This is a genomic window from Bacillus sp. AF23, assembly GCF_020861455.1.
In the GTDB taxonomy this organism is placed as follows: Bacteria; Bacillota; Bacilli; order Bacillales; family Bacillaceae; genus Bacillus; species Bacillus halotolerans.
The window spans coordinates 35,874-58,330 of record NZ_JAJHVY010000002.1 but is presented as its reverse complement, the minus strand read 5'-3'; the positions used below and the strand labels follow the sequence as shown (position 1 = coordinate 58,330).

General features: G+C 42.8%; 23 protein-coding genes and 1 other annotated feature. Of the genes, 5 read left to right on the top strand and 18 right to left on the bottom strand.

The features are described 5' to 3' along the window. Positions 1–60 precede the first annotated feature (60 nt). Positions 61–275, bottom strand: a binding site (T-box leader). A 103-nt stretch (positions 276–378) separates the two neighbouring features. Further along, positions 379–714, bottom strand: a complete 336-nt coding sequence (locus LNN34_RS00300) for a DUF4257 domain-containing protein (protein WP_003223352.1) — start codon at positions 712–714, stop codon at positions 379–381. Positions 715–1,116: 402 nt separating this feature from the next. Here LNN34_RS00300 and LNN34_RS00295 point away from each other — a divergent pair, with 402 nt between their 5' ends. Continuing rightward, positions 1,117–1,902 carry a blue-light photoreceptor gene (locus LNN34_RS00295; RefSeq protein WP_202663803.1) on the top strand — a complete coding sequence of 262 codons (786 nt, stop codon included), beginning with the start codon at positions 1,117–1,119 and terminating at the stop codon, positions 1,900–1,902. Positions 1,903–1,932: 30 nt separating this feature from the next. On the opposite strand, the gene LNN34_RS00290 is transcribed toward LNN34_RS00295, so the two are convergent. Continuing rightward, complete coding sequence (locus LNN34_RS00290; protein WP_044153739.1) at positions 1,933–3,126, bottom strand: MDR family MFS transporter; 1,194 nt, start codon at positions 3,124–3,126, stop codon at positions 1,933–1,935. Between the two features lie 189 nt (positions 3,127–3,315). Between LNN34_RS00290 and LNN34_RS00285 the strand changes: the two genes are divergently transcribed. Then, positions 3,316–4,062, top strand: coding sequence for an LMBR1 domain-containing protein (locus LNN34_RS00285; RefSeq protein WP_229042469.1), 747 nt, complete (start codon positions 3,316–3,318; stop codon positions 4,060–4,062). 37 nt (positions 4,063–4,099) lie between these two features. Here the strand turns inward: LNN34_RS00285 and LNN34_RS00280 are convergent, their stop codons facing one another. From LNN34_RS00280 to LNN34_RS00225, 12 genes are all read right to left on the bottom strand, one after another. Next, positions 4,100–6,040 carry an FtsX-like permease family protein gene (locus tag LNN34_RS00280; RefSeq protein WP_229042468.1) on the bottom strand — a complete coding sequence of 647 codons (1,941 nt, stop codon included), beginning with the start codon at positions 6,038–6,040 and terminating at the stop codon, positions 4,100–4,102. Beyond that, positions 6,030–6,791, bottom strand: a complete 762-nt coding sequence (gene bceA / locus LNN34_RS00275) for a bacitracin ABC transporter ATP-binding protein BceA (RefSeq protein WP_044153733.1) — start codon at positions 6,789–6,791, stop codon at positions 6,030–6,032. The genes LNN34_RS00280 and bceA overlap by 11 nt, the downstream gene beginning before the upstream one ends. A 101-nt stretch (positions 6,792–6,892) precedes the next feature. Next, positions 6,893–7,897: a sensor histidine kinase gene (locus LNN34_RS00270; RefSeq protein ID WP_059352159.1), complete on the bottom strand. Its 1,005-nt coding sequence runs from the start codon at positions 7,895–7,897 to the stop codon at positions 6,893–6,895. Beyond that, positions 7,890–8,585 carry a response regulator transcription factor gene (locus LNN34_RS00265; protein WP_059335666.1) on the bottom strand — a complete coding sequence of 232 codons (696 nt, stop codon included), beginning with the start codon at positions 8,583–8,585 and terminating at the stop codon, positions 7,890–7,892. The genes LNN34_RS00270 and LNN34_RS00265 overlap by 8 nt, the downstream gene beginning before the upstream one ends. A gap of 97 nt (positions 8,586–8,682) precedes the next feature. Further along, a complete protein-coding gene (ytrF, locus tag LNN34_RS00260; RefSeq protein ID WP_229042467.1) occupies positions 8,683–9,993 on the bottom strand; it encodes an ABC transporter permease YtrF in 1,311 nt (436 codons plus the stop codon). Further along, entirely contained in the window at positions 9,983–10,678 is a 696-nt protein-coding gene (ytrE, locus tag LNN34_RS00255) for an ABC transporter ATP-binding protein YtrE (protein ID WP_095714566.1), read from the bottom strand. Before ytrE ends, ytrF begins: the two co-directional genes overlap by 11 nt. Positions 10,679–10,692: 14 nt before the next feature. Continuing rightward, positions 10,693–11,670 carry an ABC transporter permease YtrD gene (gene ytrD, locus LNN34_RS00250; protein WP_229042465.1) on the bottom strand — a complete coding sequence of 326 codons (978 nt, stop codon included), beginning with the start codon at positions 11,668–11,670 and terminating at the stop codon, positions 10,693–10,695. 28 nt (positions 11,671–11,698) lie between these two features. Continuing rightward, positions 11,699–12,685 (bottom strand): ABC transporter permease YtrC, encoded by a 987-nt coding sequence (gene ytrC / locus LNN34_RS00245; RefSeq protein WP_095714568.1) that lies wholly within the window; start codon positions 12,683–12,685, stop codon positions 11,699–11,701. Next, on the bottom strand, positions 12,679–13,557 hold the full coding sequence (ytrB, locus tag LNN34_RS00240) for an ABC transporter ATP-binding protein YtrB (protein WP_198097393.1): 879 nt from the start codon (positions 13,555–13,557) through the stop codon (positions 12,679–12,681). The genes ytrC and ytrB overlap by 7 nt, the downstream gene beginning before the upstream one ends. Next, on the bottom strand, positions 13,550–13,942 hold the full coding sequence (ytrA, locus tag LNN34_RS00235; protein WP_024122575.1) for a GntR family transcriptional regulator YtrA: 393 nt from the start codon (positions 13,940–13,942) through the stop codon (positions 13,550–13,552). The genes ytrB and ytrA overlap by 8 nt, the downstream gene beginning before the upstream one ends. Positions 13,943–13,975: 33 nt before the next feature. Then, positions 13,976–14,113 carry a hypothetical protein gene (locus LNN34_RS00230; protein ID WP_198097394.1) on the bottom strand — a complete coding sequence of 46 codons (138 nt, stop codon included), beginning with the start codon at positions 14,111–14,113 and terminating at the stop codon, positions 13,976–13,978. A gap of 154 nt (positions 14,114–14,267) precedes the next feature. Further along, positions 14,268–14,540, bottom strand: coding sequence for a YtzC family protein (locus LNN34_RS00225; RefSeq protein ID WP_010331570.1), 273 nt, complete (start codon positions 14,538–14,540; stop codon positions 14,268–14,270). Positions 14,541–14,701: 161 nt separating this feature from the next. Between LNN34_RS00225 and LNN34_RS00220 the strand changes: the two genes are divergently transcribed. Together LNN34_RS00220 and LNN34_RS00215 are read left to right on the top strand one after the other, a co-directional pair. After that, positions 14,702–15,670, top strand: coding sequence for a TIGR01212 family radical SAM protein (locus LNN34_RS00220; RefSeq protein ID WP_106020302.1), 969 nt, complete (start codon positions 14,702–14,704; stop codon positions 15,668–15,670). Next, entirely contained in the window at positions 15,667–16,251 is a 585-nt protein-coding gene (locus LNN34_RS00215) for a class I SAM-dependent methyltransferase (protein ID WP_198097395.1), read from the top strand. The genes LNN34_RS00220 and LNN34_RS00215 overlap by 4 nt, the downstream gene beginning before the upstream one ends. Here LNN34_RS00215 and tbcS read toward each other — a convergent pair. Further along, positions 16,241–17,344 (bottom strand): tetraprenyl-beta-curcumene synthase, encoded by a 1,104-nt coding sequence (gene tbcS / locus LNN34_RS00210; RefSeq protein WP_198098558.1) that lies wholly within the window; start codon positions 17,342–17,344, stop codon positions 16,241–16,243. The genes LNN34_RS00215 and tbcS overlap by 11 nt on opposite strands. 18 nt (positions 17,345–17,362) lie before the next feature. After that, complete coding sequence (locus LNN34_RS00205; protein ID WP_101860081.1) at positions 17,363–18,142, bottom strand: alpha/beta hydrolase; 780 nt, start codon at positions 18,140–18,142, stop codon at positions 17,363–17,365. A 50-nt stretch (positions 18,143–18,192) separates the two neighbouring features. On the opposite strand from LNN34_RS00205, the gene LNN34_RS00200 reads away from it, so the two are divergent. Next, on the top strand, positions 18,193–18,708 hold the full coding sequence (locus LNN34_RS00200; RefSeq protein WP_095714573.1) for a gamma carbonic anhydrase family protein: 516 nt from the start codon (positions 18,193–18,195) through the stop codon (positions 18,706–18,708). A gap of 255 nt (positions 18,709–18,963) precedes the next feature. On the opposite strand, the gene alaP is transcribed toward LNN34_RS00200, so the two are convergent. Together alaP and asnB are read right to left on the bottom strand one after the other, a co-directional pair. Then, positions 18,964–20,355, bottom strand: a complete 1,392-nt coding sequence (gene alaP, locus LNN34_RS00195) for an alanine permease AlaP (RefSeq protein ID WP_198097396.1) — start codon at positions 20,353–20,355, stop codon at positions 18,964–18,966. A 136-nt stretch (positions 20,356–20,491) separates the two neighbouring features. Continuing rightward, positions 20,492–22,390 (bottom strand): asparagine synthase (glutamine-hydrolyzing), encoded by a 1,899-nt coding sequence (gene asnB, locus LNN34_RS00190; RefSeq protein ID WP_101860080.1) that lies wholly within the window; start codon positions 22,388–22,390, stop codon positions 20,492–20,494. Between the last annotated feature and the right edge of the window lie 67 nt (positions 22,391–22,457).

The window sequence follows — 22,457 nt, the reverse complement described above, 5'->3', positions numbered from 1 at the left end:
ACGGGAAAGGGACAATTATATTCAGAATATTCCCAAACTAAAAAAAACTCCCTCATCCCTAAAAGGGACGAGAGACTTTCGTTTTCCCGCGGTACCACCCTCGTTAGCGCGGCAGACGCCGCACTCACTTGATACTTTTAACGCAGTTATGCGTCAGCGGCTTTTCACCGCTGCAACTCTGAGGTGAGTTCGGAAACAAACTTGATTGACTTTCACCAGCCGTCAACTCTCTGAGACAATATCTGCTTCTTACTGCTCCTCTTCATTGTTCTTATCGCAACCGTAATCTTAACTGTATTTTATAGAATTCTGTTCATAAGTGCAAGCAGGTTTGTATACAATGGGAATGTACCCTGAACGGGCGAAGATTGAGGACAATTATTCTGGTGGAGTTTTGGTTTGACGTTTCGACTCGGCCGGTTCGCCGCCGCTGTTCATTTCTCTTACAAAATCAAAGCTTCTGAGAACAGCTTCACCGCCGTAGCCTGAGATAATGGATAAGATGACAAGTTGAATTCCTGAATCGGGGTCAGCGGATAATACAAGTAAAATGGAAGCTGTCATGCCGATAAACCAATCTTCCAAAAATCCAAGGTAGATAAACCGCTTCGTCATTCTGGGCTTCTCCAGCCTGCCTCTCTTTTTCACATGACCGAGAATCCCCATGATTCCTCCAATTACACAAGCAATAAGTACCTGATGCAGCATCTTCATCATCACCTTCCTAAAGCCCTTATTTCGTAAAGCGACTTCAGGCCATCCAGCCCCCTTAAACGATTCCGATGATTTTCGATATCTACATACTGGCAAATCTGAAAAAAGCTTGTTTCTTCCATTATATGTGAACACATGATCGGTAAGCTTGATGCATTAGATTCATTTTTCACCCAGTGACATTGACCTAGTCACCTAGTTAGCATATAGAAACCTTTCCGTTCATATGTTCAAAGTCTGTTCTTATTTTTAGTGTATACGAGGACAAGCCCTAATGACAAACAGCAAACTGCGCTTGCTTGAATCAGAACATGTGTTGTGCTACGGTTACTGTAGAATTCATTAAAAAAAGGGGAATATCAGGCTTTCGCATAGCAAGCTGGCGGCCTAAGGGGGAATTATATGGCTAGTTTTCAATCATTCGGAATAAAAGGACAGCTGGACGTCATCAAAAAAGCGCTTGATCACGCGCGAGTCGGCGTAGTGATTACAGATCCTTCACTTGAAGATAATCCGATTGTCTACGTAAACCAAGGCTTTGTTCAAATGACCGGCTATGAGGCCGAGGAAATTTTAGGGAAGAACTGCCGCTTCTTACAGGGAAAAGATACAGACGCTGGTGAAGTGGACAGCATCAGAGCCGGTTTACAAAATAAAGAACCGGTTACAGTTCAGATTCAAAACTACAAAAAAGACGGAACGATGTTCTGGAATGAGTTAAATATTGATCCGCTGGAAATAGAAGACAAAACCTATTTTGTCGGAATTCAAAAAGACATCACCAAGCAAAAAGAGTATGAAAAGCTTCTCGAGGATTCCCTCACAGAAATTACTGCACTTTCAACTCCTATTGTGCCGATTCGCAACGGCATTTCGGCTCTTCCGCTAGTCGGCAACCTGACAGAGGAGCGATTTAATTCCATCGTCAGCACATTGACGAATATCTTATCAACATCCAAAGATGATTATTTGATCATTGATTTATCAGGATTGGCACAAGTAAATGAACAAACCGCCGACCAGATTTTCAAGCTGAGCCATTTGCTGAAATTGACCGGTACCGAATTAGTCATTACCGGCATTAAGCCCGAATTGGCCATGAAGATGAATAAACTGGATGCCAATTTCTCATCGCTGAAAACATATTCTAATGTAAAGGATGCCGTGAACGTGCTTCCGATTATGTAAAAAGATCCCGCTCATCCGGCGGGATCTTTCTTATGAAGAAACTGAAGCTTGCTTATTCGCTTTATCAGCTGATTTTAACCGTTTGTCGTATAAAATCGTCGTGGCTATGCTGATCATAAGCAAAACCAAAAGTGATAAAACAAGAGCGTGAATGCCGGAATGATCGACGAGCACTCCTCCGAACAAAGGCCCTATCATTCTGCCACCTGTCGCAGCGCTGTTCACAAACCCTTGATAAAACCCTTCTTTCCCTTTAGGCGCAAGCTGATTGGCAATCGTCGGCACGGCAGGCCAAACAAGCATTTCCCCGATGGTCAAGATCACCATGGCAGCCAGAAACATTGGAAATTGCTTCGCAGTCAGCAGCATGCTGTAAGACACAATAAAAATGACAAAACCAATGATCATTTGCGCTTTCAGCGACTCAGCCCATTTTTTCACAAAAAAGCTGACAAGCGGCTGTCCAACCACAATTAAAATTCCGTTAATTGTCCACAGCACACTATATAAAGAAAGAGACATTCCGATGCTTTGCGTGTACGATGCAATGGTGGTAGACCATTGAGAATATGCGAGCCATCCGAGCACATACCCGCTGCTCAGTATGACCAGAGCCGTAAATTTCGCTTTGCTGCTTACAGCGTCATAATCAAGCACAGACGTTTGAGACACATCCTTCGTCTGAATGTTTCGAAATCCGAAATATACGATAAAGAAAAAGACCACATACAGCGCGGCGTTCGCCAAAAATACGTATGAAAACGAGAAAGATGCCACCACGCCGCCAAGCGCAGAACCGACGGCAACACCTGCGTTTTGCGCGACATAAATCGCATTAAATGCCCTTCTTCCCCCTTCAGGCCACACTGATCCAGCCATTGCGTAACTGGCCGGAAAAACAACACCCGAACCAAACCCGACAATCGTAAGCAGCACTATATAAAACGGCCAATCATGAAAAAAGACGAGACCCACCAGACTTGCTAACGTAATCGCAATTCCGAGCATGATGGATTTGAACCCGCCGATTTTATCAAACAAAAACCCGCCGCATAAATTCCCTGCCACACTGGCGCCGGAATTCAGCATAAGGACAATCCCCGCGACCGTTAACGACTTTCCTAAATGATTATGAATATAGATCGTGTTAAGCGGCCATAAAAAGGATGCCCCTGTCACATTAATAAACATCCCTATCACTAAAATTTTCAATGCGCGCGGCATACTGATCCCCCTTTCTTATCTATAAAAGCTCATGAAAAAACGGAAACCTCAACAGGCTCCGTACGAATCCAGTAATCATAGCACATTCATTCTATCTGTCTATCTCATATTTTTCAACAGATGAGTGTGAAAAAATCTAACAAATATTGTTCGAAAATTGTAAAATAAATAGAAAAAGGGGTAATTTTCATGGAAATGGCATTCGCATTACTCGGTTTTTTTGTATTTCTCTTTTCGCTTGGCTATGGAGTGTACCATCTCGTCAGATATGTGCTGAAAAAAGAAAAACGATTCTCTAAAAAACTCTTTTGGCCGCTTTTTATTGGAGGTCTCATTCTGCTCTTCACCGGAGCAGCTTTGTCAGAACCTGACGCTGCCGCAGCAAATGCCGATAAAAAATATTCAGCACTAAACACTGAATATAAAAGTCTTAAACAAGAGCATGAAGCACTTGAGAAAGAGTATGAAGCCATCAGCTCTGAAGCAAAGAAACTGAAAGACGACACAAAAGATCAAGACAAGCTCAAGCAGCTGGAGAAAGAAAATAGTGAACTAAAAAAGACTCAGAAATCATTAAAAGCAGAAAATAAAGAACTTCAAGAAAAACAAAAACAGCTCAAAGATGATACCAAAACAGCAAAGGCTGAAAATGAAACCCTTCAACAAGATAAAACAAAACTTGAAAAGCAATTAAAAGAGGCACAAAACCGAACAGCCAGCACAAAAGAAAACAGTGAACATTCTTCAACCAGCACAAATAAAAGCAACGAAACCAGCTCAGCTGATACAGCAGAAGGCTGTCTTATCAAAGGCAGCAAAAACGGCATTTATCATACGCCGGGCAGTACATACTATGACCGGACGACAGACCCTGCTGAAATGTTTTGTTCAGTTAAAGAGGCTGAGGCAGCCGGGTATCGGGCGCCGAAACGATAAACAAAAAAGCTCCAGTTTCTCTGGAGCTTTTACTATTTTACAATGCCGACTTAATCACCTTTTTATAATAAAGAACCGACAGAATACCGAAAATAGAATAGAGTGCAGTATATAACACCATCACTATAATCATCGGCGACCATACCTCTGATCCGAATAAGAACCAGCCGGATTGAACGGCAAAATAACTGTGAAAGAGGCCGATCACCAATGGAATGCCGAAGTTATACATTTGCTTGATGCGTATCCCCTTCAGCAGGTCTCCCTGTGTAAAACCGAGTTTTCTTAGGATGGTATAATTCGGTTTTTCTTCTTCACTTTCACCCATTTGTTTAAAGTAAAGGATACACCCCGAGGTGATGAGAAATGTTAATCCTAAGAAACCAACGATGAACATGACCATACCAAAAAGAGATTTTTGCGCAATACTTGTATCCAGCCTTGATAAATGCAGATCTTTCTTGTTGACCTTTTGAAAAAGCTCATTTGCTTTTTCAAGCTGATCTCCATGTTTCATATTGATGCCGATAAATTCAGATTGCGGCAGCTGAATGCGAGGGTCTTTATCTTTATTCAGCTGTTTAAACAGGTTGTCATCCACTATGACTGCGGGCATTCCCCCGGCTGTAAACGTGTAGGATACAAGAAACTCTTCTCTTAATCCTTTATAGTGTAATGATTGTGTCTCATTCTTGCTTTTGACTTTAATGCTGCCGGAGTCTTTTAAAACCATTATTTTTTGCAGCAAATCAGTGTATCCTGAGAAAACCGCCTCCCCAGCCGCCACATCGACTCCTTTTACATCTTTGTCGCTAACAACAGCAAGCTGCATATTGCTGGGATCGCCCTGCATCTCTTTCGGAGTTCCATCCATGATATTTGTGAGATCAAAAGACGATTGCAGGACAGGCATTTCTTTTCTGACGTACGAGATGTCATTTTCACTCAAACTGCTTTCAAACTGTTTGGCATCTTTCTCATTCATGAATGAAAAATCGGCCGCTACATTTTGTTCAGCAGTCTTTTCTGCCGAGTAATACGAAATATAGGCAAGGGATAACAGCCCGATGGCGAGCGCTGAAACGGTTGTGATAATTGTCAGCAGCAAAGCGTTCGATTTCATCCTGAACATAATCGATGACAGTGACAGAACCTCTGAGATATTCAAGTACCCGCCCTTGCTTTTCCGAATGATGTTCGAGATAAACGTAACCGATCCTTTATAAAAGAGAAACGTCCCGATAATGACGGACCCTAAGATCAAACTCATTGCGAAAAACAGTTCATTTATGGTCTTGAATTTTCCGCTAAACAGCTCGGAAGACACGTAGTATCCCGTTAAAATCAACACGATGCCCAGCGCCCCGATCAGCATCTGAAAAAAAGAGATTCTCTTCACTTTATCCTCAGTGGAAGATGTTACTTTAAACAAAGATAAAATGCTTTGTTTTTTGATAAACGTATAATTCATGATCATAATCAAAAGGTAAATGCCGCAGAACACAATGATTGTTTGAACCAAAGCTTGCCCAGAAAAATGCAGTTTCGCATCAGCTTTGACATCGACGATTTTGAACAAGATCATGAGCACAAGCTTTGAGATTGAAAATCCGGCAAAAACCCCGATGGCTAACGAGCCGAAATACAGCATGATATTTTCCGCACTTAAGATACGAAAGATTTTGTGCTTTGTCATTCCGATTAATTGAAACAGCCCGATCTCTTTACTCCGCCTTTTAATAAAAATGGTATTGGCGTACAAAATAAAGATTGATACAACAGCCACAAGCAAAATTGAAGCGGTTTTAATAGCCGCCGCGCCTTTAATGGAAGCTTTTACTTCATTAATGGCCGGGTCATATTGGAGTGTGACAAATGCGAAATAAAGCGCCACACTAAAGATTAAAGCAAACACATAGAGATAATAATTCCTGATATTCTTTTTCAGATTTCGCAGAATGAGCTGATTAATGTTCATGCTGCACCCCGCCTAACACGCCTTGTGTTTTCATGATATCCTGGAAAAACGTCTGCCTGTCTTGGCCCCCTTTATTCAGCTGGGTATACATCAGGCCATCCTTAATAAAAATGACTCTGCCGCAGTAGCTCGCTGCAACGGGATCATGGGTAACCATAATAATGGTGGCGCTGCGTTTTTGATTGAGCTGGCTCAGCTTGTTTAATAGATCAGAGGCTGATTTCGAATCAAGCGCGCCTGTCGGTTCATCAGCGAATATAATGCTCGGGTCATGAATAAACGCTCTCCCGGCGGATGTTCTCTGCTTCTGGCCGCCGGAAATTTCATTCGGATACTTATCCCGCAATTCATAAATTCCCAATTCCTTGGCCACTTCCTCAAACTTGCGGTTTGCTTCTTTTTTTGATATTTTCGTGATCGATAACGGCAGAAGAATATTTTCTTTCACTGTTAATGTGTCTAACAAATTGTAATCTTGAAAGATAAAGCCTAAGTGCTGTTTTCTAAATTCAGCCAGCTGCTTTTCCTTCAAGGACGTCATTTCGTTTCCGTTAATATTGATCGTTCCTTGGCTGACCTTATCAATCGAGGACAGAACGTTAAGCAAAGTCGTTTTGCCTGACCCTGAAGCACCCATAATACTGACGAATTCGCCCTTTTCAATGTGAATATCGATGCCCTTCAGCACTTCCTGTTTATTTAGCTTGTTACCATAGCTTTTTCGAATTTTATTCGCTTCTAAAATCATCATTTCCGTAGTCTCCTTTATATTGGATACTGTTATTATAAAAAGGATTGCCGGGCTTTTCCTTCGATTAGGCGAACAAAAAAGAAAAGCATGTGACATTTTCGTCACACGCTAATGACACGTTCGAATTGATTTCGTTTCGGAAAGGTTAAAGTAAAGGTTGTTCCATCCCCAAGCTCTGAATGCACATCGATATCGATCAGCAACGGTCCTGCAGCTCTCTTCGCCAGATACAGCCCCATGCCTGTAGAAGACTGATTATGATGATCGGTTGTAGATGTAAACCCTTTATCAAAAATTCGTGAGACATCTTTCCTGTCAATGCCCCGTCCAAAATCTTTCACCTCAAGAACCTTCCGTTCGTCTTTTTCATAGCTGTTGATCACAATATCAGCGGCTTCACTGTATTTTACGGCGTTGGTCAGCAGCTGCCTGATGATAAAGGCCAGCCATTTCGCATCGCTTAAGACTTCCTCTGCCTCCAGCTGAATGTCAAAACCGATTCCTTTCTGTATACACCACGATTGCAAGTCTCTGATCTCTTTGATAATCAAGGGCTTAAGCTTGATCATCTCTAAAGACAGATCATTTTCGATAAAGGACATGCGCTTTTGATGAAGCTGCTGATCAAGAAGCAGATGGATGCGCAGCCACTCATACGATAGCTGGGATTTTAATGATGGGTCTTCCATCCGATCGATGATTAAATGCAGCGCTGTTAATGGCGTTTTGACCTCATGTATCCACGCCATCAGTTCATCTTTTTCATTTTCTAATGCCAAGCGATTCTGCAATGCAGATTGCTTCAATTGTTCCGTTTGTCCGGTGAGGCTATTTTCAATCATCACTTCAAACGGCGTCTCCGGTTCACTTATGGCTGTGACATCAAGATTATTTTCCCATTCTTCGAGGCTTTTATAGAATGCGGTTTCTTTCCGAAAACGGATAATAACAAACACAACAAAGATCAGGACACACAAATAAACAATATAAAGAACATTTTTAAATGGAATAGACGGATCGACAAAAGCAATCAGCAAAATCAGAATTTGCTGCAGCAAAAATGCGGCAATCCAGCTTCGTCTTTCGATGAGGAATGCTTTAATCATAGAAATGATCCTGTTCCTTCGCCATGTAGCCTTGGCCGACTTTCGTCTCGATATATGTTCCAAGCTGCAGTTCGTCCAGTTTTTTCCGCAGGCGGTTGACATTGACGGTCAGCGTATTATCGCTGACAAAACGCTCGTCATTCCACAAGCTTCTGATCAGCTCTTCCCGGCTGACGATCTTGTTTTTTTGTACTATTAGCTGTTTTAGAATAAACATTTCATTTTTAGTCAGTTCAACAGAGCCTTCGTCATTGCTGACGAGGTTCTGCTCCGCGTCTATGGCAGCCCCGCACCATGTTTTGATCGTGCTCGGCTCCGTATTATAATGATGCACGCGCCGGAAAATCGCTTGGATTTTCGCAATCAGCACATCAAAATGAAACGGCTTTTGAATAAAGTCATCCGCTCCCAGCTGCATCGACATGACCATATCAGCAGGGTGGTCACGAGAGGATAAAAAGAGAATCGGAACATTTGACCGGGAACGGATCAGCCGGCACCAATGAAACCCGTCAAATTTAGGGAGCTGAACATCAATAATGACGCAATCGGGTTTGATTGACGCAAATTCCTGCATTACTTGGCTGAAATCCTGTATGCCGTATACATCATAGGACCATCCCGTTAAGCGCTCCTTGATTTCATGAAACAGCGATTTATCATCTTCTATCAGCAAAAGTTTAAACAATGGACTCACCGCACTTTTTCCTTTTTTATCAAGTGTATAGCAAATCTTGTTGATGCGCTATACAGAAAAGCCGGCTGGTTCAGCCGGCTTTTTCTGATTACAACTCTCTTCTTAAAGCTGTCAGCACGTTGGTTTTTGTTGCTTTTCGGGCTGGGTTCATACCCGATATCACAGCGACACCGCCGCAAATCACAACCGCAATGATGACAAGGCTGAGCGGAATATAAGAAAACGTATAATTCAGATCGCCCGCTTCGCCTCCGCTTGTCGCCGCGAGAATCATCGGAACGGCCAGGTTGACAAGGTAGCTCACGCCGTAAGAAATGATAATTCCAATCACACAGCCTAAAATTCCGATATACGCGCTTTCCATCAAGAACATTCGGCGAATGATAGACGGACTCGCCCCAATCGCTTTCATAATGCCGATCTCCTGCGTTCTTTCTGTAACCGCCATCGTCATCGTGTTAAATATCCCAATGGCTGAAATGATAACCGCAATACACCCGACAAAGATCAGGCCGATTTTGAAGACCATGAAGAAGGTGTTGGCTCCTTCAAGCTCGGTAGTAACTGATGTGACATAGTATCCGTCATCTGTCAGATCATTTGTCAGCTGTTCCACGTTCTCAAATTTATCAGCAAAAACGCCAATTTTATTTTCAACGTTTCCGCCTTTAAAATCTAAGAATTCCGAAAAATCTTTTTTGAATTGATCACTGATGAAAATGTCTGAATCCTCCATCCAATCTTGAGATGGTTTTTTTGTAATACCGACAATTTTAAAGTCATATGTTTTTGTTTTCGTAACATCCCCTGTTTTAGGATCTGTTTTTGATACACTTAATTCAATCGTTTTGTTCAGGATGTCTTTCGTGTAGCCCTTTGGTTCTTCTATATCTTCGGGGTTTCCTTTTGCTTCTTCGATTTTTTTGTTATATGCTTCAGATTCTTTTTTCGTCAATAATCTCTTTGCAAAGTCGTATCCTACTACGATTTCATTTTCCGACTTTGCGACTCTTCCTTTTTCTAATTCCATATTGGCCTTTAATTCATCGTTCATATTGGTAAAGATAAGATTAGAGCTTTCATTTGTGCGATTGCCTAAAGTTGCTTTGTTTGGCTCATACACTTGCGTTCTTTCTACAACTGACCTTACATGATCATACTTCTCTAAATCAGCTTTTTTAATAGGCTTATCCCCTTCCTTGCCCATTACACTGACTTTAGTCACAATTTGCTGGCTCATCGTCATATCTGTGATTGTCTTTTGAATCCCAAATCCTACAGACGATAGCACAACCAAAAACGCACACGCCATTGTTGTCGCAAGAATTGTCATAAAGACGCGGAGCCTGTTTTTCTTCATATTTCTTCTGATAAAATGAACCTGATCCTTAAATCTCAACGGTAATACCTCCTTTTAACACACCGTCATGCAGCTGGAATTTTGAGTGTCCGATTGAAGCTACTTCATCGTCATGGGTAATAATCACAAATGTAATGCCCCGCTCACGGTTCAGCTGCTGAATCAATTCCAGCACTTCCTGTTCCGTTTCTGAATCAAGGCTTCCCGTTGGCTCATCCGCTAAAATAATCGACGGATTTAAAATCAGCGCTCTCGCAATGCTGACACGCTGCTGCTGTCCGCCCGACAGTTCGTTAGGATAGTGAGCAGCATGGTTTTCAAGACCGACGCGTTTCAGCATATCCTGTACCTTTTTCTTGCGCTCTGACGGCTTGATCCCTTTTAACGCCAGCGGCATTTCCACATTCTCATACGTCGTTAAGCCCGGGATGAGCTGAAAGCTTTGAAAAATAAACCCAAAGTGTTCAAGGCGGAACTGCGCCCATTCCTTTTCATTAAAGCCCGTGACATCAGTTCCGTTAATCACAATACGCCCTTTTGTCGGTGAGATGTAGCCTGAAATCAAATTCAGAAGCGTTGACTTCCCCGACCCGCTTCGTCCGACGATACAGGCGATTTCTCCTTTCGCAACAGTCAACGAGACATCTTTTAAGACAGGCACTTCATTCTCACGGCCCTTTTTTCCGATCGTGAAAGAATGGTTAATATGCTGAACATCAATCATCTTTTCTCTCTCCCTTATAAATGTTTTGTTTTTTTATAAATCGCAAAATAGCTGATAAGAAAACCAATCACGGCGCCAGCAGCCATGCCAAATATGTAGCCGATGAAGCTTTCCGTTGCGGCAAATCCAAAATACCCGAAACCCATGATTCCAATGATAATGACAATGACCTGTACCGGGCGGTCAAGCGTTTTCCACAAAAAGAAATATCCGTTCCGTTCATTAGATAGTTTGACAAAACTGATGTAGCCGATGATGTAAAAGATGATCGTCATGATGGCCGGAATCACTAAATAAAACGGAGAATCCTCAACCCATTTCGAGTCTATATAGATTATCGGGACCAAATACTGTGCCCATTTGAGTACTGGACCATGGATAAAATCGATTGACACTCCTAAAAGGATCTCGATGTTGATCGCAGGCAGGCTGATGAGTAAAAACGGCGAAATGGCCACGGTAAATGAGACTAAAAGCTGTGCGAAAATATTGCCCGTCAAAGTTCCTCCAGCCATAACCAAAGAATAAGCCAGCATGCTAACAATGATCATTCCCAAGCTGTAGTTGTGAAAATAAACGGCCTGATCAGGCTTCAAAAACAAAATCTGCAAAACAGATAAAACATAACCTATGAGTTGCGGTATCACAATCACCATTCCGCCAGTCAAGAACTTCGCGTTAAATATCTGCCCTCGTGTATAAGGAAGGCTTAATGTAAAGTCAAAGTAGCCCTTGCTTCGTTCAATCCCAAGCTGGCTGACCGCCAAAACCACACCCCAAATCCAAAATACTGAGATAAATGTACTGTTTAAATAATCAACGCTGAATACGCAGGGGCCGACCCAATTTTCTTTTCCAGTGACACAGCCTTGATAGATGAGATACATATTTAAAATTGATAAAGGATTACCCAATATAAAAACCAAAATGGTGATAACTAAGGCGACTTTATTCTGCCGCCACTCTTTGTATAGCAGTCCGGAATCCGGCAACTCACTCACTCCAAACCTAAGGCATTTCTTACACTTTTGTTTTCTTATAAATAGAGAAGTAGCTCACAAAGAATCCAGCCACTGCCCCAATGATCATCCCCAAAATATAACCAATAATGGAATGTCCGGTATAGTATCCAAATAAACCAAATCCAAGGATGCCGAAAGACATAACTAAAATTTGCACCGGACGATCTAATTTGTTCCATAAGAAAAAGTGTCCGTTCCGTTCACTTGGAAGCTTTTTGAAGCTTATAAAGCCAATCAAGTAAAATAGCATGCTCATTACGGCTGGAATCAATAAAAGATATTTACTGTTAGTCAGCCATTCATTTACAACGTAACTAATCGGTACTAGGTTCGATAAATTGCTTGCCAGAGAGAAATAACTCTCAGGGGAAGGGAACATTTCCCATATATTCACATCAAAAACAACTTCAAGGTTTCCAACCGGCAATGCAATCATTAAATACGGCAATATAGCTGCAGAAAACGCCGTTAACAGTTGGGCAAAAGCATTTCCAGTCAACGCTCCGGAGGCCATCACCAGTGAAAAAGCCATAAAACTAATCACGATTACTCCAACGCTGCTATGCTCAAAATAGTAGACGTGTTCAGGGCTATAAACAAGAATTAGCAGCCATGCAAGTAAAAAGCCAATCAATTGAGATAGCACAATCACAAAACCGCCTAACCAAAATTTCGTCTGGAAAATTCGGCTTCTGTTATACGGAAGGCTTAATATAAAATCCATCGTGCCTCTCGAACGTTCCATTCCCAGGAAGCAGACCGCCAAAATGACACCCGGCACCCAGTTGATATCTATCAGATTGCTTATGGAATAATTCACAATGAAATCACAATATTGCGGGTCTTGGTGATCAAGACACCCTTGATAAGACAAATACGTATTCACAATAGAGAGCGGATTTGCCAGCACCAAAAACACAATACTTAACAAAATCACCACTTGATTCTGCTTCCACTCTCGATAGAGGAGACCTCGGTCTACCATCTCCGCTTCCCTCCAAACTTCGCAATGAATACTTCTTCCAAGTTGACAGGAAGCTCGTTCCACACTTTTGGCTTCAGCTCTCTCAAAAAGCTCTTGTTCTTCTCATCGCTTTTCGGAATCAGTACAGTGTAAAACACACCGGCCTGATCAAGCATCGGAATGTTTTGCTCTCTGATCGCCAGATTGACATCTTCATCAAACGCCATTTGAATTTTGATGTATTCTTCTTTTAATTCATCAAGATCCATTACATTTGTCAGTCTGTTATCTTCGAGAAAACCAATTCGGTTGCACATCCGTTCAATGTCCTCAAGGCGATGGGAGGTGATCAGGATGCTCGTATCACGCTCAGCCACTTCATCAACCATCAGCTGCAGCACATCATGTCTTGTTACCGCGTCAATACCGTCCGTCGGTTCATCAAGGAGAATCAGTGCCGGTCTCGCTGCAAACGACAGAACGAGCGACAGCTGTTTTTTCAAACCTGTCGACAGCTCGCGGTATTTTTTCGTTTCTGGAATTTCATATCTGTTCATCAGCTCATTCGCGTACGTGACATCAAATTTCGGATAAATCCTTCTCAGGATGTCAACAAGCTGCTTGTATGTATACTTATCATAAAAAGGATTTTGAACAGACATGTAGATGATATTCTGTTTGACCTTCGGATGCTTTTTGATTTCTACGCCATCAAATAAAATCGTCCCGCTGTCGGCGAAAATGATTTGCTGGATTAAGCGAAGCATTGTCGTTTTGCCTGACCCATTGCGGCCGAGCAGCCCGAAGATTTCTCCTTTTTCAATTGTTAATGAAACATCTTTTAATACTTGATTTCCGTCAATCGTTTTTGACAGCTGTCTTAATTCAATCATCGCTCTTGCCCCCTTTCACATCAGCGCTGATTTCCTTTATCCATTCTTGCAGTTTATCCAGCTCAACCCCCGCATAATGTGCATCGATGATGAGCTGTTTGAGTTGCTCTTTAATCATCGTCATCTTCCCTTCAACCAGTGTCGTTTTTGCATTTTCCGATATATAGGTCCCTCTGCCACGCAGCGTTTCAATAATACCCTCTCGCTCAAGCTCTTTGTACGCTTTGCTGACAGTATTCGGATTCGCAATAATGATCGTCGCCAATTCTCTGACAGAAGGAAGCTTATCACCAGGCTTCATGATCCCTTTCAAACAAAGCTCTTTCATTTGCTGAATAATTTGTTCGTAAATGGGCGTTGAGCTTCTTGGATCGATTTGAATCATTTACTTCCCTACTTTCTATACGATCTGAACCTTTTATAGATAAAACTGATCAATTATACTTTTTTGACATTCAAAACCGATCATTACAAGAACAAGAAAAAAAGAACAAGCGATCACAGATGCCGCGACCAGCATTGGCACGTTACGTTTGTTTTGTTTTTTATGTTTCATAACTGCCTCCCTTAATTTCAATATATAAATGACTTTTCATCAGTGTCTATAGTGTATTACTTCAATTAGTACACTTAATACAATAAATACTTTACTGTGCAAAGTCAATCCTTTTTTTACAAAAAAACAGACCCTTATCAAAAGGGTCCGTTTCTTACACATCAAGAGGGTGCTGCAAGATCATATTATTTTGCAAAGCTTGAAGCTGAAGTCTCATTCTGTACAGCTGTTCTCTCTGCTGATCATTTGATGACAGCCATAGTTTATTCAAGGCATTTACCGCATTTTCAATCTGCATTTGCGCATCACTGTATTCTTGGTCGTTATAATGCTCTTGTTTAGAAGCGATTTTCAGCTGTTCTTCGGCATAATCATACGCCTGCATACATTGTTGGAGATGTTCATCTACTGATTGTCTTGTTGCCACAGTAACCCCTCCTCTTGGTAATGGAAACAATCCATCATCCATAGTGTAGCCTCATCCGACACGATTCAATAAAGAAATTTATGGTCGATATTCATTTGTTCTCATATGAAATGCGTGCTACAATTTTAGGATGCAATTGTACGCAAGGAGGCACATTAATCGTGATTCAGAACAATCCTTTTCCTTATTCAAATACGGAAAAACGCTATCATACATTAAATTATCATCTCAGAGATCATTTCGGGCATAAGGTATTTAAAGTAGCGCTTGACGGCGGCTTCGACTGCCCGAACCGGGACGGCACTGTCGCTCACGGCGGCTGTACCTTTTGCAGCGCTGCGGGATCCGGTGATTTTGCAGGAAACCGGGCCGATGATTTAATGACGCAATTCCACGACATTAAAAACCGCATGCACGAAAAATGGAAGGACGGGAAATATATCGCTTATTTCCAGGCTTTCACCAATACGCATGCTCCTGTTGACGTGCTGCGAGAGAAATTTGAGTCTGTTCTCGCGCTCGACGATGTGGTCGGCCTTTCAATCGCCACACGTCCGGACTGCCTGCCGGATGATGTAGTTGAGTATTTGGCAGAACTGAATGAACGCACATATCTTTGGGTAGAGCTTGGGCTTCAGACAGTTCACGAACGCACAGCTCTTCTGATCAACCGGGCACATGACTTTGACTGCTACATTGAAGGTGTGAATAAGCTAAGAAAACACGGCATACGCGTCTGCTCGCATATAATAAACGGACTTCCTCTGGAAGACCGCGATATGATGATGGAAACGGCAAAAGCAGTGGCAGATTTGGACGTCCAGGGTATTAAAATCCATTTGCTTCACCTGCTAAAGGGCACGCCGATGGTGAAGCAATACGAAAAAGGAAAGCTGGAATTTCTCTCTCAAGACGATTATGTGCAGCTCGTCTGTGACCAGCTTGAAATCATCCCGCCAGAAATGATTGTACACCGTATCACTGGTGACGGGCCGATTGAATTGATGATTGGGCCGATGTGGAGTGTGAACAAATGGGAAGTGCTTGGCGCTATCAATAAAGAACTTGAAAACCGCGGCAGCTACCAAGGTAAGTTCTTTCAGCGTCTTCAGGAGGAATCAGCCTTATGATCCTGAAAAAAATTCTTCCCTACAGTAAAGAGCTGCTGAAAATGGCCGCAGGGGACGGAGACATCGTTGTTGACGCCACAATGGGGAACGGGCACGACACCCTGTTTTTAGCTGAGCTTGTCGGTGAAAACGGCCATGTATACGCATTTGATATACAACAATCAGCAGTGGCCAATACGAAGGAGCGGCTCGGTGACACCTATCAAAACCGGACAACTTTATTTCATAAAAGCCATGACAAAATTGCTGAATCACTTCCGCAGGAAACACACGGGAAAGTGGCGGCCGCTGTGTTTAACCTCGGCTATCTGCCAGGCGGAGACAAATCGATTACGACAAACGGCAATTCAACGATTCAAGCAATTGAACAGCTTCTCGGCATTATGAAAGATGAAGGCCTGATTGTTTTGGTCGTCTATCACGGCCATCCGGAAGGTAAAGCTGAAAAAAACGACGTGCTCGACTTTTGCCGGGACTTGGATCAGCAAACAGCCCGTGTCTTGACATACGGATTTATCAATCAGCAAAATGACCCGCCGTTTATTATTGCTATCGAAAAAAAAGCTCAAATCAGCAAATGATTTGAGCTTTTTTCTTTGAGTTTTTCATCCAGGCCATTTTTTGAAACTTTCTGTAGGCTCTGCCGTTGATATAAAAGAAAAAGGAGGTTTTTCCGCTTGCTTTGATCAGCTTTTTCGCGAGCCGGCCCATTTCCTTTTGGCCCGCCACTTTATCATCAGACAAATAGACACCCAGCAAGCCGCGGTTGATTAAGCGGTGGAAGTTTTCGTGCGGAATGCCGTGCAGATGTTCATCGGCTTTCTGAATAAAGTGCTGCAGCCGATTCATCATTTCTTCATGTGACTGATAATACGAGCAGAAATTCAAGTCCCCTTCAAGCAAGTCCTCCTCCTGGTCAATCAAATAATCAAGCAGAATATGAAGACCTTGTATGTAAGGAAAATAACTGTGGCGGATTTTTTTTGCGGTGCTTTCAGTAAAATCGGGCTGAAACGAATATGCGACAAGACAGAAAATGCCTAGCGTGGAGCCTGCACAAGCTGAGAATTCATACCATTCCATCTCGGGAAGCTCTGATTCATATTGGGTAAACCACTTTTCAAGGCGCAGGACACGCTCATGCTCAACAACGTGCTTATGCACCTGCAAATCGCAATAATAGCCGCACAACTCAAGCAAATAAGGTTTAATCATGTCGTAGTGTTCAATAGATCCGAGAACTCGCTGGCACGTTTTCACCAATTCCTGCAAATATCCGCTGTCATCCTGCTCGTCCCTGAATTGATAATAATTTTGCGGTTCAGCTCCCACTGTCAATGCGTCCTGCATAGAGGTATGAAGCATTCGAAAATCTTCCGGGTCAAGTGATGTGCTGCGGTCGCACAAATTGTCCAGGTAATCGCTGATCGTTTGGTATGCGATGATGAACTCAACACATTTCTGCTTATGATTTCCTGACAATAAAGCCAATATGCCGCCGCCTTCGCAGTGAAACGTTTTATCTCGAATACTTGCGGTTGCCTGTGCTTTTAATTCACTGTTTTTAATTGCTTCTGATTTTTGCTTCCATATGTTCAGCTCTTGATGAACGAGCGGAAAAATATCACGATATACTTTTGCCATCAGTCCAAAAGGATGTTCCGGTACTGTCAACACATGCACCCCCCTAGTTCAAATATATTGATCAGTAAATGCTCTTGCGGCTTTAAAAACGTCTTCTCTTTCCGGTTCATTAAATATTTCATGATAAAGCCCTTCCCATTCCCTATACGACTTATTGTGGGAAGCAACCCCTGAAAACCACTTGATGACCTTCGTTTTATCGACCAGCTTGTCATCTCCGGCCTGCATGACCAAAAGCGGCACCCTCAGAAAAGCCTCTGTCGGCACCATGGCAGACTCAAGAGTTTTTAACAGCTCTCTGTACCATCTGACAGAAACCTTCGTCACAAAAAGGGGATCGTTCTGGCCTGCTTCGATGACATCTTCGTTGCGTGTCGCCATATCAATTGATAATCCTGAATCAACTTTAAGCGACGGGGCAATGACATTCAGCCCCTTTGATGCAAGATCAAGCACTTTATTGACTTTAATTTGCAGCCCGAGACACGGTGATGATAAAATAATTCCCGTAATGCGGGGGTTTCTCTGCTGTTTAAACCATTCAATCGCAATCAGGCCGCCCATGCTGTGGCCGAGAAGAAAAACAGGCAGCTCAAAGGTTCGCGCTTTATCTATCCAAGTATCTACTTCATCAATGTATTCTTGAAATGAGCGAATATGACCTCTGGCCCGGGTGGTTGTCCCTTGTCCCGGCAGATCACCCATTACAACGTGATAACCCGAAGATCTCCACATTTCACTCAGCCATTTATAACGTCCATGATGTTCACTTGCCCCGTGGATCATAACAATCACTGCCACAGGTCTGTCTGCTTTCCAGGTCCACATGCGGTTCACCTCATACAAAAATTAAATAGAGAAAGAAGGATGAAAGATATATGATTTACCCTTATAAGGAATACACGCCGGAAATCCACCCAACGGCTTTTGTAGCCGATAATGCAACAATTACCGGTGATGTGGTCATCGGGGAACAATCCAGCATTTGGTTCTCGGTTGTCATAAGAGGCGATGTAGCCCCGACCAGAATTGGTAACAGAGTCAATATCCAGGATTTAAGCTGCCTCCATCAAAGCCCGAATCGGACGCTTCTCATTGAAGATGACGCCACGATAGGCCACCAGGTTACACTCCATAGCGCCGTGATCCGCAAGAACGCCTTAATCGGCATGGGTTCAATCATTTTAGACGGAGCCGAAATCGGTGAAGGCGCATTTATCGGTGCCGGCAGCCTTGTTCCGCCGGGAAAAATCATTCCGCCAGGCCATCTAGCCTTCGGCCGCCCGGCAAAAGTCATCCGTCCTTTGACGGATGAAGACCGAAAAGACATGCAGAGAATACGGTCTGAATATGTAGCAAAGGGTCAATATTATAAATCACTTCAGCAAATGTAAGACCAGCTTCGTTTTACTTTACCATTTTTCAAAATATTATTTAAGCGATAACCATCGCTGACCCGAACCAAATGCAGTTCGGGTTTTTAATTTTCCATAAAACGTTCACATGTAAAAATGAACATGTGACTTTTATCTTATCATAAAAAACAAGACGCCACTGTAAGCAGTCTCTGCAAAAAACATATTCCTATTCTCTGCTCTCTATGAGCAGCTTTACTTAAACAAAAAAGAGCCCTCCGGGAGCTCTTTTTGTCAGCTGATCTGTTGTTCAGTTGACACAGCTGCGTTTTTCTTATGAAAGCCTTTGCCATAATAAACGGCTATCAAAATCAGAAACCAAATCGGACCGACAATTACGGCAACTCTTGTTTCCGGGCTATAAGCCATCAGGATAATGACAAATGCTAAAAAGGCCAAAGATAAATATGACGTGAACGGGTAAAAAGGCATTTTGTATTTTAATTGCTTTTGATCCTTTGGCTGCATGCCTTTACGATATTTGATCTGAGAAAGCAAGATGATCGCCCACGTCCAAATCGCTCCGAACGTCGCAATGCTTGTGACCCAAGTAAATACCTTTGCAGGCACGACATAGTTTAACAGCACACCGACTAATAACGCACCCGCAGAAGCCAGTACGGCTTTACCAGGAATGCCGCCTTTGGTCAGCTTACCGTACGCTTTTGGCGCCTCGTTCTGCTCCGCTAAGTTAAAGAGCATACGTCCGGTGCTGAATATGCCGCTGTTGCAAGAAGACAGCGCCGCCGTCAGAACGACAAAGTTAATGATGCCTGCCGCATATGGAATCCCCACTTTTTCAAACGTGAGTACAAAAGGGCTTCCTTGCGATCCGATTTCCTGCCATGGATAAATGGACATGATAACAAATAAAGCACCGACGTAAAAAATCAGGATACGCCAAAATACCGTATCAATCGCTTTTGCTAATGATTTTTGCGGATTTTTGACTTCGCCGGCCGTCACCCCTATCATCTCAATGCCTAAATACGCGAACATCACCATTTGAAGTGACAATAAAACCCCTTTTATTCCATGAGGAAAAAATCCGCCGTTGCTCCACAAGTTGCTGATGCCAGTCCCAATGCCTCCATTGCCGACTCCTGTAATGATCATTAATAAACCGACAGCAATCATAGAAAGGATCGCGACAATTTTAATCAATGCGAACCAAAACTCCAGCTCTCCGTACGCCTTTACGGCCAGGAAATTGACACCAGTCATAATCACCAGCGCCGACAATGCCCAAATCCAATTGGGCACATCCGGAAACCAGTATCCCATATAAATTCCGACAGCGGTGATTTCCGCCATACAGGTTACAACCCATAAGAACCAGTAATTCCACCCGGTTAAGTAGCCTGCAAGCGGACCTAAGTAGTCACGCGCATACCTGCTGAAGGAGCCCGCGACCGGCTTTTGAATCGCCATTTCCCCAAGCGCCCTCATTATAAAAAACATAACCAGGCCGCTGCAGGCATATGCCACCAAAATACCCGGCCCTGCTAATTGAATAGCTGATGCGGAGCCAAGGAAAAGTCCCACTCCTATGGCAGCCCCTAAAGACATCAAAGAAATATGCCTTTCTTCCAGACCGCGATGCAATTCTTGTTTTTGTTTTTGCATGTTCCCTTCTCCCCTAGAAAAAAATATCATTACATCATTTTTCTGAATATTTCACACGAATGTGCAGGGTAATCAATGATGATGGAGAAATACTGGTATAATAACAAGGCTTTCGACGAATCGAAAGCCTTATCTGTTAGACAAAGATGACTTCTTTAGGCTGATGGCTCAGCTCTTCAGGCATATACCGTTTTTCGATATTGATGCTGTGCCAGATCATAAAGATGAGCACTGTCCAAATTTTACGGCTGTTATCAGCCTTGTCGGCACAATGGTCTTCAAGAAGCTGAAGAACGTAATCCTTATGGATATAAGCGTCCGTTTGGCTTTCCTGAATAATGCTGCGCACCCATTCGTTCATTTCGTTTTTCAGCCAATGACGGATCGGTACAGGGAAACCGAGCTTTTTGCGGTTTAATACATGATCCGGCACAATGCCTTCAGCAGCTTTGCGAAGGAGATACTTAGTCGTACCGTTCTTTGTTTTCAATTCATCAGGAATTTTAGAAGCAACGTCAAATACAACTTTATCAAGGAACGGCACACGCAATTCCAAAGAATTCGCCATCGTCATTTTATCCGCTTTTAGCAAAATGTCGCCTCGCATCCAAGTGTGGATATCGACATACTGCATTTTGTTAATATCGCTGTATGAGCTGCTTTCTGTAAAGTAAGGCTTCGTCACATCGCGATACGAAAGGCTCGAATCATAGTGCTTCAGCAGCTGTTTCTTCACGGATTCTTCAAAGATCTTCGCGTTGCCGATATAACGCTCCGGAAGCGGAGTGCAGCCGCGCTCAAGCAAGCTCTTTCCTCTCATTCCCTCAGGCATAACGGCCGCTACGTGCAGAAGCATCTTTTTCAAGCCGGACGGAATGCGTTCAAACGGTTTAAGAGAAAGCGGTTCACGGTAGATGTTGTATCCGCCGAACAGCTCGTCCGCACCTTCGCCAGATAACGCAACCGTTACGTGTTTTTTCGCTTCTTTCGCCACGAAATACAATGGAATCGCAGCCGGATCTGCAAGCGGATCATCAAAGTGCCATACGATTTTAGGAAGCTCGTTCATGTATTCTTCAGGTGAAATGACTTTGCTGATATTTTCAATGCCCAGTGCAGCGGCAGTTTCTTTCGCTACATCAACTTCACTGAAGCCCTGCTGTTCAAATCCGACAGAAAATGTTTTCAGGTTTGGATGAAATTCTTTCGCAACGGATACAATAAACGAAGAATCGATTCCGCCTGATAGGAATGAACCGACAGGCACATCACTTCTCATATGAACGTTTACAGAGTCATAGATAGCGTCTCTGACTTCTTTGACAAGTTTATCTTCTTCCGTCTGAACAGGCTGGAAGCGCGCCTTGAAATACGTTTTGAATGTGATATCACCGTCAGGACGGATTGTAAACTGAGAACCCGGCTCTACTTTTTTCACATCAATATCAAGCGTACTTGGCTCAGGAACGAATTGGAAAGACATATACTGCTGTAATGCTTCTTTATCTATTTCAATATCATTTTGGGCTGCCATTAAACTTTTTCTCTCTGAGGCAAAATAAACCTGATCATTGATCGTTGTGTAATACAACGGCTTAATGCCGAATGGATCTCTTGCTCCATAAAGAACATGATCGTTTTTATTCCAAATCAGAAAGGCAAACATGCCGCGCAGCTTGGAAGCCGCTTCTTCTTTATAGTGACGGTAAGTCGCAAGAAGAACCTCTGTGTCAGAATCTGTGTTGAAAGTATATCCCTTTGCTTCAAGCTCTTCTCTCAGTTCGATATAGTTATAGATTTCCCCGTTAAAAATAATCCAATATTTTTCATCTTCATATGATAAAGGCTGTCCGCCATTTTCCACATCAATAATGCTGAGCCGTCTGAATCCGAATCCAACGTGCTCATCATGGTAATATCCATCACTGTCAGGACCGCGGTGAACGATCATTTGGTTCATTTGTTTGATTAGTTCTTCTTGATCAGCGGTTTGAGTTAACGGATGCTTGTTAAAAACCCCGACAAATCCACACATAGTATTGCCTCCATATTTAAAATTGTCATCATTGAACCCCTATTTATAGACGCTGTGAACAGTGTTT